Annotated in this window: 12 protein-coding genes; 7 read left to right on the plus strand and 5 right to left on the minus strand. The window is 70.0% G+C overall.

The window, feature by feature from the left end:
* Window positions 1–100 precede the first annotated feature (100 nt).
* From ACWGI2_RS40070 to ACWGI2_RS40090, 5 genes are read right to left on the minus strand one after another with little or no spacing between them, the layout of a single operon-like run.
* A complete protein-coding gene (locus ACWGI2_RS40070; RefSeq protein WP_453700903.1) occupies window positions 101–1504 on the minus strand; it encodes an MATE family efflux transporter in 1404 nt (467 codons plus the stop codon).
* 5 nt (window positions 1505–1509) lie between these two features.
* A complete protein-coding gene (locus ACWGI2_RS40075; RefSeq protein ID WP_453700904.1) occupies window positions 1510–2538 on the minus strand; it encodes a cysteine synthase family protein in 1029 nt (342 codons plus the stop codon).
* A gap of 30 nt (window positions 2539–2568) precedes the next feature.
* Entirely contained in the window at window positions 2569–3912 is a 1344-nt protein-coding gene (locus tag ACWGI2_RS40080) for an alanine racemase (RefSeq protein WP_453700905.1), read from the minus strand.
* Window positions 3903–4934, minus strand: coding sequence for an ornithine cyclodeaminase family protein (locus ACWGI2_RS40085; protein WP_453700906.1), 1032 nt, complete (start codon window positions 4932–4934; stop codon window positions 3903–3905). The genes ACWGI2_RS40080 and ACWGI2_RS40085 overlap by 10 nt, the downstream gene beginning before the upstream one ends.
* A 38-nt stretch (window positions 4935–4972) precedes the next feature.
* On the minus strand, window positions 4973–5965 hold the full coding sequence (locus tag ACWGI2_RS40090) for a TauD/TfdA family dioxygenase (RefSeq protein WP_453700907.1): 993 nt from the start codon (window positions 5963–5965) through the stop codon (window positions 4973–4975).
* Window positions 5966–6280: 315 nt separating this feature from the next.
* Between ACWGI2_RS40090 and ACWGI2_RS40095 the strand changes: the two genes are divergently transcribed.
* The 7 genes from ACWGI2_RS40095 (at window position 6281) to ACWGI2_RS40125 (ending at window position 14723) form a co-directional block, all read left to right on the plus strand.
* The gene (locus ACWGI2_RS40095) at window positions 6281–7834 is read left to right on the plus strand and encodes an ABC transporter substrate-binding protein (protein WP_453700908.1); all 1554 of its coding nucleotides are present in this window, start codon (window positions 6281–6283) and stop codon (window positions 7832–7834) included.
* Window positions 7819–8823, plus strand: a complete 1005-nt coding sequence (locus ACWGI2_RS40100) for an ABC transporter permease (protein ID WP_453700909.1) — start codon at window positions 7819–7821, stop codon at window positions 8821–8823. Before ACWGI2_RS40095 ends, ACWGI2_RS40100 begins: the two co-directional genes overlap by 16 nt.
* Window positions 8820–9668, plus strand: a complete 849-nt coding sequence (locus tag ACWGI2_RS40105; RefSeq protein WP_453398232.1) for an ABC transporter permease — start codon at window positions 8820–8822, stop codon at window positions 9666–9668. The genes ACWGI2_RS40100 and ACWGI2_RS40105 overlap by 4 nt, the downstream gene beginning before the upstream one ends.
* Window positions 9665–11203: an ABC transporter ATP-binding protein gene (locus tag ACWGI2_RS40110; RefSeq protein ID WP_453700910.1), complete on the plus strand. Its 1539-nt coding sequence runs from the start codon at window positions 9665–9667 to the stop codon at window positions 11201–11203. The genes ACWGI2_RS40105 and ACWGI2_RS40110 overlap by 4 nt, the downstream gene beginning before the upstream one ends.
* Window positions 11204–11503: 300 nt before the next feature.
* A complete protein-coding gene (locus tag ACWGI2_RS40115; protein WP_453398234.1) occupies window positions 11504–11848 on the plus strand; it encodes a hypothetical protein in 345 nt (114 codons plus the stop codon).
* A gap of 879 nt (window positions 11849–12727) precedes the next feature.
* Entirely contained in the window at window positions 12728–13354 is a 627-nt protein-coding gene (locus tag ACWGI2_RS40120) for a hypothetical protein (RefSeq protein WP_453398235.1), read from the plus strand.
* A gap of 319 nt (window positions 13355–13673) precedes the next feature.
* Window positions 13674–14723, plus strand: a complete 1050-nt coding sequence (locus ACWGI2_RS40125; protein ID WP_453700911.1) for a hypothetical protein — start codon at window positions 13674–13676, stop codon at window positions 14721–14723.
* Window positions 14724–14767 lie beyond the last annotated feature (44 nt).

Genomic DNA, 14767 nt, shown 5'->3' on the forward strand with positions numbered 1-14767 from the left:
GTCCATCGGCCGACTCGGGCGCGCTCTGGGCGAGCGCGCCGTCCAGGGTGTGCGTCGGGCCGCAGGCGGGCCGCCCGCAGCGTCAGTAAGCCGCGAGTTGTCAGGCGACGGCCGGTTGCGCGGCCGCCCGCAGGGACAGGGCCTGGTGGTAGCGGCGCAGCAGGAGCAGGGCGGTGGCGGCGAGGCCGGTGAGGAGGCCGACCCAGACGCCGATGGTCTCCAGGCCGGCGAGGTGGCCGAAGAGCCAGGCGGCGGGCAGGCCGATCAGCCAGTAGCCGACCAGGGTGATGCGGAAGCCGCTCTTGGTGTCGTCCAGGCCGCGCAGCAGGCCGACGCCGATGTTCTGGGTGCAGTCGAAGAACTGCAGGACGGCCGCGACCAGCAACAGGTTCGTGGCGATATCGGTGGCGCTGTGCCCGCCGGCGGCCGACGGGTCGAGGAACGGGCGCAGCACCAGGCCGGGGACGATGAGGTAGACGACGCCGACCACGGCCATCACGGCCGCCGCGCACGCCAGCGCCGTGTTCTTTATGCGCCGGGCCGCGTCGATCCGGTTCAGGGCGAGTTCGCGGCTGACGTTGAGGGACGCCGCGTGCGACAGGCCGACCGCGATCTGGAAGACGATGTAGATCAGTTGGTTGACGGCGGTGTGCGCGGCCAGCGCGGCGCTGCCGAAGGTGCCGATCAGCAGGGCGACGACGGAGAAGAAGCCCGCCTCGGAGCCGTAGGTGGCGGCGATCGGCACGCCCAGGCCGGTCAGCCGGCGCAGGGTGACCGGACGCGCTTTCCAGATCCGGATGTCCAGCAGCGGGGCGAGCCGGGGGTCGCGGCGGGCCGAGGCGTACAGGGCCACGCAAGTGAGGGCGTACACCAGTGTCGTGGCGAGGCCGATGCCCGGCAGGCCAAGCTCCGGCAGGATCCAAGTGCCGTGGATCAGACCCCAGTTGAGTGCCACGTTGACGGCCACCGAGGCGATGGTGATCTGGAGCAGGGCCTGCGGCCGGCGCATGCCCACGGTGAACTGACGTATCGCCTGGAACCAGAGACAAGGGATCAGTCCGGGTGCGAGCGTGAGCAGCAGCGGCCAGGCGGTGTCGACGACGTCCGGGTCCTGGCCGAGGTAGGCGACGGCCCGGCCGATCAGCAGGATGACGAGGGCGCCGACGACACCGGCCAGGGTGGCCAGGGCCAGTGCGGCACGGACCACGTCCCGGACCTCCTCCTGCGCCGCCTCGGTGAGATCCTCGTCTTCGTCGGCGCGGGCGGAGGCGGCGGACACCTGGTTGCCGACGGCGGTGACGAGGCCGACGCCCATGGTGCGCAGCTGGTTGAAGATGACCATCGCCAGGCCGCCGCCGGCCAGTGCCTCGGCGCTCATCAGGCCCATCATCACCGTGTCGGTGGTAGTGAGGGCGACTTGAGCGAGTTGAGTCAGGACGAGCGGTACGGCCAAGGTCGCCAGGGCGCGACTGTCCCGGAGCAGTGTGGTGAGTGGTGTCGGCATCGGTGTCAGTTCTCGCGGAGTTTGGTCAGCAACTCGTCGACCTCGCGTTCAATGTGGGGATCGATGAGGTTTCGGGCGTTCATCCAGTCGTCGTTGAAGACGGTGTCCATGTACTTCTCGCCACCGTCGTTGACCAGCGCGACCATAGTCGTACCGGGCGCGAGCGAGGTCATCCGGGTCAGTGCCTCGTACACCACGCCGCCCGCGGAGCCGCCGATGAGCAGGCCGATACGGCGGGCCAGCACGCGCGCGGTGGCGAACGCCTCGATGTCGCCGACCTTGGCGCCCTCGTCCAGCAGGTCGTAGTCGACCATGGCGCCGATGGTGGCGCCCTCGGGGGTGCCCGTGCCGGACTGGTAGTAGTCGTGGGCGGGGGGCCCGAAGGCGATCGACCCCTTCGGTTCGACCCCGACGATCCGCACCCCCGGCACGGTCTTGTGCAGTTCCCCGCCGGTTCCGAAGAGCCCGCCGCCGGTTCCCACAGCGCCTATCAGGATGTCGATACGGCCGTCCAGGGCGGAGTTGAGTTCATGTGCCACGGGCCGGTAACCGTCGCCGTTGGCCGGGTTGTTGTGCTGCTCGGTGAAGTAGGCGTTGTCGCTGTCGGCCGCCAGCTTCTCGGCGAACTCCTCGCGGGCGGCCGTGGCCAGCTCCTCGTCGCCCTCCGAGGCGACGTAGATGAGTTCGGCGCCGAGCGCCTTCATGCCGCGGAGTTTGTCGGCGGCGGCGTGGTGGTCGACGACGGCGGTGAAGGTGTAGCCGCGCTCGGCGGCGATCACGGCCAGGCCGAGGCCGGTGTTGCCGGAGGTGGACTCGACGATCCGGCCGCCTGGGCGCAGCAGGCCACGTTCCTCGGCGTCGAGGATCATCTGCCGGGCCATGCGGATCTTCGCGGTGCCGGTCGGGTTGAACTGCTCGAGTTTGAGGAGCAGTCGGCTGCCGGTGTCGGTGCGGCACAGCTCGAAGAGCGGGGTGTGGCCGATGAGGTCGGAGACGCTGCCGACCACGGCGGGGCGCGGGAGCGCCTTGTCCATCGGATGGCTCCTGTGTTTGAGGGGAGAGAGTCAGGCGAGTGGATGGCGGTCGAGCCGCCAGCGGGTCGTACCGCCGGCGGTGTCGAGGACGGCCTTCGGGGGGAGCGGAAGCTCGTGGAAGGGGGACTCGTTGGAGTCCATCTGGTAGCCGGCGGTGTTGGGGTAGACCAGCAGGTCACCGGGGGCCGGGCGGGTGGGGAACCGCACCTTGCGCCAGGTGATCATGTCGGAGTCGAGGCAGGTGGCACCGCCGACGCAGGCGGCGTACGGCTCACCCTGGGGTGCCTGGGCGGGCAGCAGCACCGGATCCGGCAGGTACTCGCTGTTGAACCACTGCTCGGACAGGCTGAGGCTGCTGCCGTCCACGGTGACGATGCCGTACCCGGGCCGGTCCTTGACGCCCTGGACGCGGAAGACCGTGCAGCCGGCCCGGTCCAGCAGCGCCCGGCCGGGTTCGAGGAGCAGCTGCACGCCCGCCTCCCGCAGCTGCCCGGCGAGACCGTCCGCGGCGAGGACCGCGCGCAGGGCGTCGGGGCCCGCCACCGGCGAGTGGTACGGGTAGAAGTCGGCCGGGACGAAGGACTTGCCCGCGTGATAGTGCTCGGGGCGCTGGTCGCGCTGGAAGCGTTCCCAGTGCTCGGCGTCCGTGTAGTCGACGGCGAACCCGCCGCCGATACTGATCCGGTCGGCGCGCAGGCCCAGCGTCCTCGCCTTGAGGCACAGGTCGACCAGTTCGGCGGCGAGTTCGGCACGCATCAGCGGGTCGTAGGCGGAGAGGTGGAAGGAGAAGCCCTCCATCGTGAGTCCGGCGTCCCGGCACCGTACGAGAGCCGTCTCCAACTCGCCGTCGTCCAGCCCGAAGCGGCTGTGGGGCTGGATGGGCGGAAGCCGCCGCAGGAGCACGCGCGCCGGGCGGCCGACGGACCGTGCCACCGCGCTGACCCGGTCCAGTTCGTCGAGGGCGTCCACGGCGATCAGGCAGCTCTGCAGCACGGCGACGCGCAGCAGGGCGTCCGCCTTGGCGGGCCCGGTGACCACGATGTGCTCGCCGCGCACCCCGTGCCCCAGAGCGTCCTGGAGCTCGCCGGCGCTGGCGACGTCGACGCCCGTCCCGGACAGGGCGCACCGCTCGATCCATGCGGCGGCCTTGTTCGCCTTCTTCGCGTAGTACACGCGTCCCTCGACGCCGAACTCGTCGAGGACGGCTGTGAAGGCGGCGGCGTTGGCGTCGAAGCGGTCGGGCAGCAGCAGATGGAAGGGGCCGCCGAGCGCGTACGACAGCTCGTGCGGCAGCGGGCCTGCCAGGATCGCGTCGAGCCATGGATCCGGGTGGGCCGGCAGTGGGGGCGCGGCCGTCGGGTTGGTCACTGCCACAGCGACACCCGCGTTCCCAGCCCCTGCTCGATGGCGAGCTGCGCGAATCGGTGGCCGAGCGCGATGTCGGTGACGACCAGGCCACTGTTGTAGGCGAAGATCCGCTGGTCCCCCGCGCGCCAGCCCTCGGCCCGGCCCGCAAGGACCTCGGGGAACTCCGCGTCCACGGGCGGGAAGTTGCCGTCCGGGTCGGCCATGTCGGTGCCGGTGACCTTCATCTGCGCCTCGCTGGTCGCGATCACCCGGTCCGCCTGGTGCAGGGTCGAGGGGGCGATGCCGTGGCCGACCAGGATCGATACGGCGCCGGGCTTCAGGTCGGCGGCCTCGACGGAGGCGGGCGTGTGCTGTCCGGCGGTGGCGACCACTACGTCGGCGTCGGCCGCGGCGGCGCGTACGTCGTCGACGACCTCCACCTCCCGGTCCGGGAAGTAGTGACGGAGCTGCTCCCGGACAGCGGTGAGCCCGTCGGGGTGGGTGCCGTAGACCATGAGGCGTTCCAGCTGGGGCAGGGTGGTGAGCAGGAAGGGCAGGGCCAGCCGGCCCTGGGTTCCGGTGCCGATGACGAGGGCGCCGCGGCTGTCGGGTGCCGCGCACTCCCGGGCCAGCAGTGCCGAGACGGCCGGGGTGCGCAGCGAGCCGATGCGGCCGCAGTCCAGCATCGCGACCGGCAGTCCGGTGGTGTCGTCGTAGATGGTGAGGGCCGTGTAGTAGTGCTGCTCGTCGCGGGACTTGTCCAGTCCGTGCTTGTACGACGTCTTGATCGCGACGACTTCGCGGACCCCGTCGCGGCCGAGCATGGCATACGAGACGGAGTGGCCGTCCTCGGGCTTGACGGTGAGCTTGCGCGGGTTGGCCGACCTGCCGTCCGCCAGGGTGCGGTACGCCTGCTCGACGACGCCGACCACGTCCTTGAGCGATATCTCGATGCCGGCTATGTCGCTGGTGCTGAGGATGCGCAGGGTCTTGTCGTCTGCGGCTATGTCGGTCGGGGCGTTGTCCGTGCGTGCGGAAGTGCCGGTCACGGCTTTCCCTTCGGGATTGAGGGGATGCTGACGGGGGGTCAGACGAGGGCCACGAGCGCGGACTGCCCGTAGCCGTGTTCGTCCGCCTCGGCCAGGGGGCGGCTGCGCCGGCCGGGGACGCGGACGGAGGCGCGCTTGAGCCAGCGGTCGGTGCCGTCGTAGCGGGCCTTGAACGGCACCCGGCCGTGCACGACCAGGTCGTTGTCGACGACCAGGACGTCACCGGGCTCCAGGGAGACGGCGACCGACACGCGTTCCAGTTCGGCGGTCAGCCGGTCGTAGGCGGCGCGGTAGTCGGCGGGAGCCTCGTCGAGCGGGGTGTAGGCGGGGTCGTAGCGCAGCGTCAGGCCGTTCTCGGTCTGCCACAGGGCGGGGACCTTCGGCGGCTCCTCGCCTGTGAAGGACTGTGCTTCGGCGTAGGCGTCGTCGGGGAGGATCGGCAGCACCGGCCGGGACAGCAGGGCGATGTCCTCCGGGCTGAGGCGGACCTTGGGGATGCCGGCGGCGGTGGTGGCGACGGCGTCGTGGTTGCGCATGCAGGCGAGCAGCAGCAGGTGGGCGCGGCCGGGGTGGAAGGCGTCCTCGGTGTGCGGGCTGAGCAGCACGGTGCTGCTCGCGCCGGTCTGTTCGGCCTCGCGGCCGGGCGAGGGCACGATGTTGTGCACGAAGCGCCCTTCCTGCTGGCCTTCCCAGGCGATCGGGTGGCCCATGGCCGTGGCGAGCAGCAGGAGGATCACGTCCCAGGCGGCGGCGCGGTCTCCCGCGGTGGCCCAACTGCCGGGCGTGGGGCCGATTCCGTCGTCTTCGACGGGCAGGCCGCGCAGGATGTAGAGGCCGTCGTCCGTGTCGACCGGGCGACAGGCTTGGAGAAGTGTTTCATCGAGGCGGGTGGCGGCGGTCGCCACCCGGCGGAGCAGCTCGGGCCGTGCGGCCGAACTGCCGAACTCGGCGAGGATCTTGTGGGCGATGTCGGTCAGCTCGTCGACGGAGTTCGCAGTGAGCTGCCGTACGGGTGCGGCTCCCGTGGGCATGGCGCAGACATCCCTTTCGGATGTGGGTGCGGGGTGCAGGTGGAGCTCGGAACGCCGGCCTGTGAGATTCCTGTGGGTCGGCTGTGCGATCGCTGCGGAAACGTATCAGCCACACTTAGGTAAGGCAACCCTAACTAGAACTCAGTGCTTCTACTGCGGGCTACCGGCCTCACGTGCGCCGATGCGCGCGCCTGTGCGCCGATTGACGCTCCGACAGATCAAGGGGAAGAGCCCATGCATGCCTTGCGCTCAGGGGATTTCTTAGGGTAGGCACACCTAAGCAATCTGTCCCATGTGACTGGAACGAGGTCGTACGTGAACGTGAACAGGCGTCAAGTGCTGTGGGCCGGCGGTGGGATGAGTGCGGCCGCGCTGCTGGCCGCCTGCGGCGGCGGGGACGAGACCTCGGCCAAGTCACCCGCGAAGGCGAGCGAGAAGCCGCGGCGCGGTGGCACCCTCCGGGTCGGTGCGCTGGGCCGCGCCTCGGCCATCACCCGTGACCCGCACGGCACCCAGGCCAACGAGAGTGACTACCTGGTCATCTCGCTGGTCCACGACACCCTCACCGTCCCCGGCACCAAGCCGAACACCGTTCCCCGCCTCGCCGCGAGCTGGGAGGCGTCGGACGACCTGAAGACCTGGCGCTTCACCCTCGCAAAGGGTGCGAAGTTCCACGACGGCACGCCGGTCACCGCCGACGACGTCGTATGGTCGTTGAAGCGGCTGCGCAACACCCCTTCCGGCGCGTCCCGTCTGCCGGGCATCAAGCCGGAGAACATCAAGGCCGAGGGCGACGACACCGTGGTCCTGGTCTCCGAGTACGCCAACGCCGAACTGCCGCAGCTGACGCGCCTGACGACGTTCGTGCTGAAGAAGGACACGGCGGAGAAGGACCTCGGCAAAGCGCCGGGCACCGGCCCGTTCAAGCTGGACTGGTTCCGCTCCGGCAACGCCCGGCTGGTCCGCAACGAGGACTGGTACGGCGGGGAGGTGTACCTCGACGCCATCGAGGTGAAGATCTTCGAGAGCCCCCAGGCGATGGCCAACGCGCTGCTCGCCGGGCAGATCGACGTCGCTTCCAACGTCGGTGCGGTGGCGGCCCGTACGGCTGAGAAGCGCGAGGGCATCCAGGTCGTGCGCCGCCCCAACGACATGGCGATGCCGATCGTCATGCGCACCACCGACGGGCCGTTCGCGGACGCGAAGGTGCGCGAGGCGCTGCGCCTGGCCGTGGACCGCGAGGCCATGGTCAAGCAGGTGCTGTCCGACTACGGCACCGTCGCCAACGACATCCTCGGCACCGGCGACCCCGCCTACGCCAAGGACATCCCGCAGCGGGGGCGCGACCTGGCAAAGGCCAAGCAACTGCTGAAGGAAGCTGGCTTCGACACATCGAAGACGTACAAGCTGCTGACCACCGAGGACATCGCCGGTCTCGCAGAGTCAGCCACGCTCTTCGCCTCCCAGGTCCGCGAGGCCGGGATCAAGGTGAAGGTGGTCAAGCAGGAGTCGGCCACGTTCTGGGAGAAGACCTGGCTCAAGGGCGACCTGTACATCACCTATTGGGGCACCAACGACTCCGTGGTGTTCTTCGCCAGCAAGACCATGGTGTCCGATTCCGGGCAGAACGAGGCCGGCTGGAAGAACAAGGAGTTCGACGCCGCGTACAAGAAGGCGATGGGAACCAAGGACGCGGCAGCGCGTGCGAAGGTGCTGCACGAGCTCCAGCAGATCGAGTACGACGAGTCCGGCTACCTGCTGTGGGGCATGGCCGACGGCATTGACCTCGCGGGGGCGGCCGTGCGCAATCTGCCGACCCTGCCCGGCTACGGGCGCGTCCAGCTTGAGACTGCATGGCTGGCTCGCTGACCCGGGGCGAACCGGCCGCGGCCTTGGTGCCGCGGCCGGTTCGGGCTGTGATGCGTACGGCGGCGTACGCGGTCGGTGTACTCGCACGCCGGATGCTGCTGCTTGCCGTGCTGCTCGCCGTCGTCTTCGCCGCCGTCGAGCTGCTTCCGGGTGACGCGGCGCGTGCCACCTCCGAGCGCGGCGAGAGCGCGGCGGATCTCGCCCAGCGACGCCATCTGCTGGGTCTGGACCGGCCGGTGGCGGAACGGTTCTGGGACTGGATGACCGGCCTGCCCACCGGCGACCTCGGCACCTCCGCCCGCGGGGAACCAGTCGCCGACCTGCTCTCCCGCCCCTTTCCCAACACGCTGCTGCTCGGCGGGCTCGCGCTCCTCGTGACCCTCGTCGCCTCGATCGCGCTCGGCTGCTGGGCGGCGGCCAAGCCGGGTGGCCCACTGGACCGGGCTGTGTCGGCGAGCGCCACCGGCATCCTCGCGCTGCCCGAGTTCGTCGTCGCCGTCGCCCTCGTCCTCGTCTTCGCGCTGTGGACGGACTGGCTGCCCGCCGTCACCCTGACCGACGCCGACGGCTCGCCCGCCTCCTGGCGGATGCTCGTCCTGCCCGTCCTCGCCCTGGCCATCCCCCAGATCGGCTGGAACACACGCATCGTGCGGGCCGCCCTCGCCGACGAGGCCAAGGCCCCGCACATCGAGACCGCCGTCCTCGACGGACTCCCCCGGCACCGGATCCTCACCCACCACCTGCTGCCCGGCGCCCTGCCCACCATCGCGGCCGGCATCGCCACCTCCACCGGCATGCTGCTGGGCGGCGCCGTCGTGGTGGAGACCATCTTCAACTACCCCGGCATCGGCTCAGTCCTCGCCAGTGCGGTCGCCGACAGGGACAGCCCGGTCATCGCAGGTGTCGTCGCCGTCACGGGAGCCGTCATCACCGGGGTGCTGATGCTCGCCGACCTCGTACGCTCCTGGGCCTCGGGAGGCCGGACATGACCACGACCGTCGTAAAACCGGAACCAGTTGCGCGCCACGCCCGCCGCCGCGTCGCCCTGCGCGTGCTGCCCGCCCTGCTGCTCACCGTGCTCGCCCTGGCCGGACCCTGGCTCGCTCCGCACGCCATCGACGCCCCGGTCACCGCCCCATACGCAGAACCCGGCGGCGACGCGCTGCTGGGCGGCGACCAGTTGGGCCGGGATGTACTCAGCCGTGTGCTCGCCGGAGGACGCGAACTCGTCATCACGTCCCTGCTCGTCGCCGTCCTCGTCACGGCGCTGGCCGCCGTGCTCGGCGCCGTCAGCGCCCTGCGCCCGGCCATCGGACGCATCGTCGAACGCACCGCAGATGTACTGATGCTGCTGCCCGCGGTGCTCGGCATCCTCCTGGTCACCCTGTCCTGGCCGGACGGCGGACGACTCGCCGTCGTCACCGCGTCCGTCGTCCTGGGCGTCCCGTACGCGGTGCGCCTGGTCGCCGGCGCCGCCGCGCCCGTGGCGGCCTCCGGATACGTCGAGGCAGCGACTGTCGGCGGCGAACGCCTGTGGTACCTCGTGGTCCGGGAGGTGCTGCCCAACCTGCGGGCCACCCTGCTCGCGCTGTTCGGGCTGCGCTTCGTCGCCGCCGTCTACCTCGTCGCCACCGCGGGCTTCCTCCAAGTCGGCCCCCAACCACCCGCCGCGGACTGGGCGTTGATGATCCGGGAGAACTCCGGCGGCATCGTCCTCAATCCGTGGGCCGTCCTCGCCCCCAGCATCGCCATCGGCCTGCTCGCCATGACCGTCAACCTGGCGGCCGCCGCCCTCGTCCCCACAACCGGCCGGAAGGCGGTGCCCGCGCTGTGAACCACATGCCCGACTGGTACTCCGACACCCAAGCGACAGACGGGGCGAACACTGTACGAATCTCGGGGCTCACCATCACTGCTCCGAACGGCCGCCTCCTGCTGGACGGGGCCGACCTGGAGCTGGCGCCCGGCCGCATCACCGCCGTCGTCGGCCCCTCCGGCTGCGGCAAGACCACACTGCTGCGAGCCGTGACCGGCACCCTGCCCCCGGGCACCGAGCGCACCGCAGGAAGCGTCACTGTCCTCGGTCAGGACCCCCTGGCCCTGCCCGCTCCCGCCCTGCGCACCCTGCGCCGGCACCGCCTCGCCTACGTCGGCCAGGATCCGGGCTCCGCCCTCAACCCACGCATGAAGGTACGCCGCCTGCTCGCCGAAGTCGCCGTCGACGCAAGCCCCGAGACAATCCGGGCGCAGCTCGCCGAAGTCCGGCTGCCCACCGACAACGGCCTGCCCGACCGCCGCATCGGCGGCCTGTCGGGCGGCCAGCAGCGGCGAGTGGCACTCGCCCGCGCCCTGGCCCGCCGACCCGCCGTCCTCCTCCTCGACGAACCCACCGCAGGACTCGACCCGGCGCTGCGCGACGAGATCGCCGACCTCCTGCGCCACCTCGCCGAGAGCCACCGCATAGCGATCGGCCTGTCCTGCCACGACCCCGACCTGATCACCCGCCTCGCCGACGACGTCGTTGACCTGACCGGCCCACGTCTCCGGGCGGCTGCCCGCCCATCACCCGTCCCGGGCGAGCCCGCACCCACACAGCACAACGGCCCTTCCACCCTTACCGCGTCCGGCCTGCACGCCGCCCACCTCCACCGCGGCCGCCGCGTCCCCGTACTGCACGCCATCGACCTCACCCTCGCCGCCGGAACCAGCCTCGGCGTCGTCGGCGCCTCCGGCTCGGGCAAGACAACGCTGCTGCGCACCCTCGTGGGCCTGCACCGCCCCACCGCGGGCACCGTCAGCCTGGACGGCACCTGTCTCGCCCCCACTGCGCACGGCCGCTCCCGCGAGCAGCGCCGCCGCCTCCAACTCGTGCCGCAGGATCCGCTGGGCACCCTCAACCCCAGCCGCACCGTCGGGGCCACCCTGCGCCGACCGCTCCTGCTGCATCGCCGTACCGGGCGGGCCGAGGTCCCCGACCGCGTCCTGGAACTCCTGGACCAGGTCGGCCTGCCCGCCGCCTTCGCCGACCGCTACCCCCACGAACTGTCCGGCGGCCAGCGCCAACGCGTCGCCATAGCCCGCGCTCTGGCAACCGACCCCGACGTGCTGATCTGCGACGAGGTCACCTCAGCCCTCGACGCGGACACCGCCCTCGACGTGATGGACCTGCTGGCCGAGCTTCGCGACCGACGGGGGCTGTCCCTGGTGCTGGTCAGCCACGATCTGCGCCTCGTCGCCGACCGCACGGACAACCTGGTCGTGATGTCCGAGGGACATGCGGTCGAGTCGGGGCCCACCGCACGGCTGTTCACTTCACCGTCTCACCCCGTGACCACCGCACTCGCCACGGGAACCCCGCGCGCCGGCTGACCACGGACCACAAGAACTGATCTGATCCGCCCCCCCGGCGCCCTGAGACGGAGACGGGAACGAAGGCCCTGGCAGGGGATGGCTGCTAACCCGCCTGTTCCAGGTCGGCTTCCGTATCGGACGCGAGTGCGGCCGACACCGGACGCAGCGGCGGCTAACCCTCGCCCGTAACAAGGTTGTTGGCGAAGCGTTGGCGGGTCCTGGAACGATCGGTGAGTCAGCCCACCGGAGGGCAGGCCCTCTCACTTCAGGCGGGCCTGCCCGACAGATACAGATTTAGTACACCAAGGAGAACTTGCCTTGCGGAAGACCTTGACGATGCTCGGTATCGGTGCCGCCGCCGCCTCATCCCTAGTCATGGTGTCGGCGCCTGCGGCTTCGGCTGCGACATCGAAGATCTGGGCGGAAGAATCGGTGAAGATCCGGGCCAAGACGTCCAAGACCAGCACGGCTCTTGGTCTGTTCCCCAAAGGCGCTGCGGGACAGGCCCTCATGAACGGGCAGAGCTACAAGCACTACTACGGCGGCAAGCACAATTTCTGCGGCAGCAAGGGGACCATCAACGACAATGAGTGGGTCAAGGTGACCTACAAGGGCGTAACGGGGTACGTGGCTTCGGCCTGCACGCTTCCGTTCAAGCCCTGATGCCCGTCCCGCTCTCCGGCTTGGGCGCCAGACCGATTCGGCCGCCGAACCCCTCCTGACCACAGAGCGCACTGCTATCCGTTCCGTTGGGATGGCAGTGCAGCTCGTCGGCCCCGGGCGGCGCGCCTGCCAGGCTCGGCCCCGTTCGACGACCACGCCGCAAGGGCCGCAAGGGCCGCAAGAGAGCTGTCCAGGCTGGCGTCTTCCCGCTCATACCCCCGCCCCAAGTACTCCTGCTGAAGACCACGAACGAACGCGGCCAGCTCCTCACGGCTGCGGATCTCATCATCGAAGCGCCTATCCAAAAGTTCTGCGCATAACGCGAGCCGGAACTGTCGGGGAGGGGCGGTGGGCGTTGGCAGGGGCCTGGCCGGGGGTGGGATCGCGTTGTCGCCAACGTCCGCCCGGCAGGTTGTGGTGAGTGTGCGCCCGCCCACCGTGTTCGCCAACGCCCCTTCGTTCAACCTTGACTCGCTGCGTGGGCAGTTACGGAGTCAGTTCAACGCCTGCGGGGCAGTGACGGCCACGCCGGAGTCCGGCTGTCCGCTGTGTCGTCGAGCCGAAGCGTCACGCCGTGGGCGGGCTCCGAACCCGACGCGCCTCCCCAGCAACGGCAGGCTCCGGAATCGTCAACTGCCCCACGCCTGGACCCGCTCAGGCAAGATCGCCCCACTTGCTTCACTCTTCAACACAAGGCGGGTCTTTCCGGCCGATGGTATGCGAATCGGTCGAAGTGCCGTATACCCGGGAGACGTTGAGGCGCGAGAGGGATAGGTTCCGGGGTGCCCTCCCTACGTGCCGTACGGCGACGACCGTGTGGCCGCCGCTGGGGTGATGCGCGTTGCGTCGAGGGCGTCCTGCGAGGAAGGGGAGCGCACCATGATCAGTGCAGCAGTGGCGATCAGCAGTGAGATCAGGCTGTTCCGCGGAGACCAGGTGCTGTGCATCGACACGGCCTCGGGAAACAAGATCACGTACAACGCGCAGACCACCCAGCACGGCACCTTCGCCCAGGTGCCCCCGAAGTTCGCCAACGGCATCGACGGGGTGCACTTCATCGGCAATGACTTACGGCTGTTCAGGGGCGGGCGGTTGGTGATCGTCGACGTCTCCCAGGCGAACAAGGTCACCTACAACGGCACGGTCACCGGCCACGGCACGTACGCCCAGGTCCCGGCGGACTTCGCCCAGGACATCGACGACGTCATCAACATCGGCAACGAGGTGCGGATGTTCAAGGGCGACCGCATGGTGATCATCGACTACGGCCAGGGCAACAAGGTCACCTACGACGGGCCGATCGTCAAGCACGGCACCTTCGCCCAGCTTCCGGCGGGCTTCTCCGGTGACTTCGATGCCGTGCACACCATCGGCAAAGACATCCGGATCTTCAAGGGCGACCGTCTGGTCATCGTCGACTACGGCCAAGGCAACAAGGTCACCTACGACGGGCCGATCGTCAAGCACGGCACGTACCTCAACGTCCCGTTCAACTGGGTCAGTTGACCTACCCGGTCCGTTGGGCCCCGGTGGTCCGCTGCGGCCGCCGGGGCTCGTTCAGTGGCTCCCTGTCTCCTGTCCTGATCGGGCTGGCCGCCTTCGGCGCCTGGCCCGGGGCGGTGGTGCAGGTAGTCGCGGGCCGGGGCGGTGGTGGCCTCTGGCGACCCCGCAGGTTGTGGGCACTGGCAGACAAGGCGCAAGTCGGTCTATCCGGCCGGGGGGCTGCTTCCCGGCCAATCGTCGGCACAGGGGAGCTCACGGTCGGCGATCCGTGGCTACTGTCCCTATCGGCACGACTCCATCTCGCTTCTAGCAGGGGGTTTCCGTGGCACCTTCAACAACACCCGGCTCTGTCTGGCAGGCAGGGCTAGGCCTCGGCGGGGGCATCGTCAACGACCCCGGTGTGGCGCCCAACGCCGACGACCGTCTTGAGCTCTTCGTCCGCGGTGGCGGCAGCGATCTCTACCACAAGTGGCAGAACGCCGACTGGAGCTGGAACAAGGACTGGCACCCGTTCCCCGGCACCGCGGGCACGGTCGACGGCAGTCCCGTCGCCCTGCGCAGCCCCGGCGGGCACATCCACGTCTTCTGGCGCGGCCCGGACAACAGCATCTGGCACCTGCGTCAGCAGGTCATCAACGGTGGCTGGGGCAACCCGGCGAAGATCGCCTCCGGCGCGGCCAGCAACCCGGCGGCCGCGCTCAACGCGGACGGCCGCATATCGGTCTTCTACAACGGCACCGACAGCACCCTGTGGCACATCGACCAGATCCAGGTGGACTACGCGGGCTTCAACCAGCCCGACAGCCTCGGCGGGGGCACCGCCGCCAACAACAAGCTGGCGCCCACCGTCGCGCGCAACGGCGAGGGCCGCCTGGAGGTCTTCGTCCACGGCGCCTCCGACGAGGTGTGGGGCATCGCCCAGAAGGCCGCCGACTCCAGCACCAGCTGGACCACGTACTTCATCGTCTCGGAGCGCAATGCCGGTGTCGTGGGGAGTCCGTTCGCGGTCACCGACGCCGACCAGCGCGTCCGCGTCTTCTGGCGGGCGGGCACCACCGGCTACCACGCCGCCCAGCAGGCCGGGTACGCCAGCTGGAACACCCCGCAGCCACTGTCGGGGAAGATCATGGAAACCCCCACGGCGATCATCGCCATGGATGGCCGTCTGGAAGTCTTCGTCGTCGCCGACGACCGCAGCCTCTACGTCACCGAGCAGCAGAAGCCCAACCAGGACACCTTCACCCAAGTCGACCGCCTCGGCGGCAATCTGCCCGGCCTGCCCATCCCGGCCAGGTATCACGACAACCGCATCGTGGTCCCCCACCGCGGCTCCGACAACAGCCTCTGGGCCTTCCAGCAAGTCCGGGCATAACCCCTCCCTGCCGGGTGGCACCACGCCATCCGGCCCATCCCTCT

Source organism: Streptomyces sp. NPDC054866 (assembly GCF_053610745.1).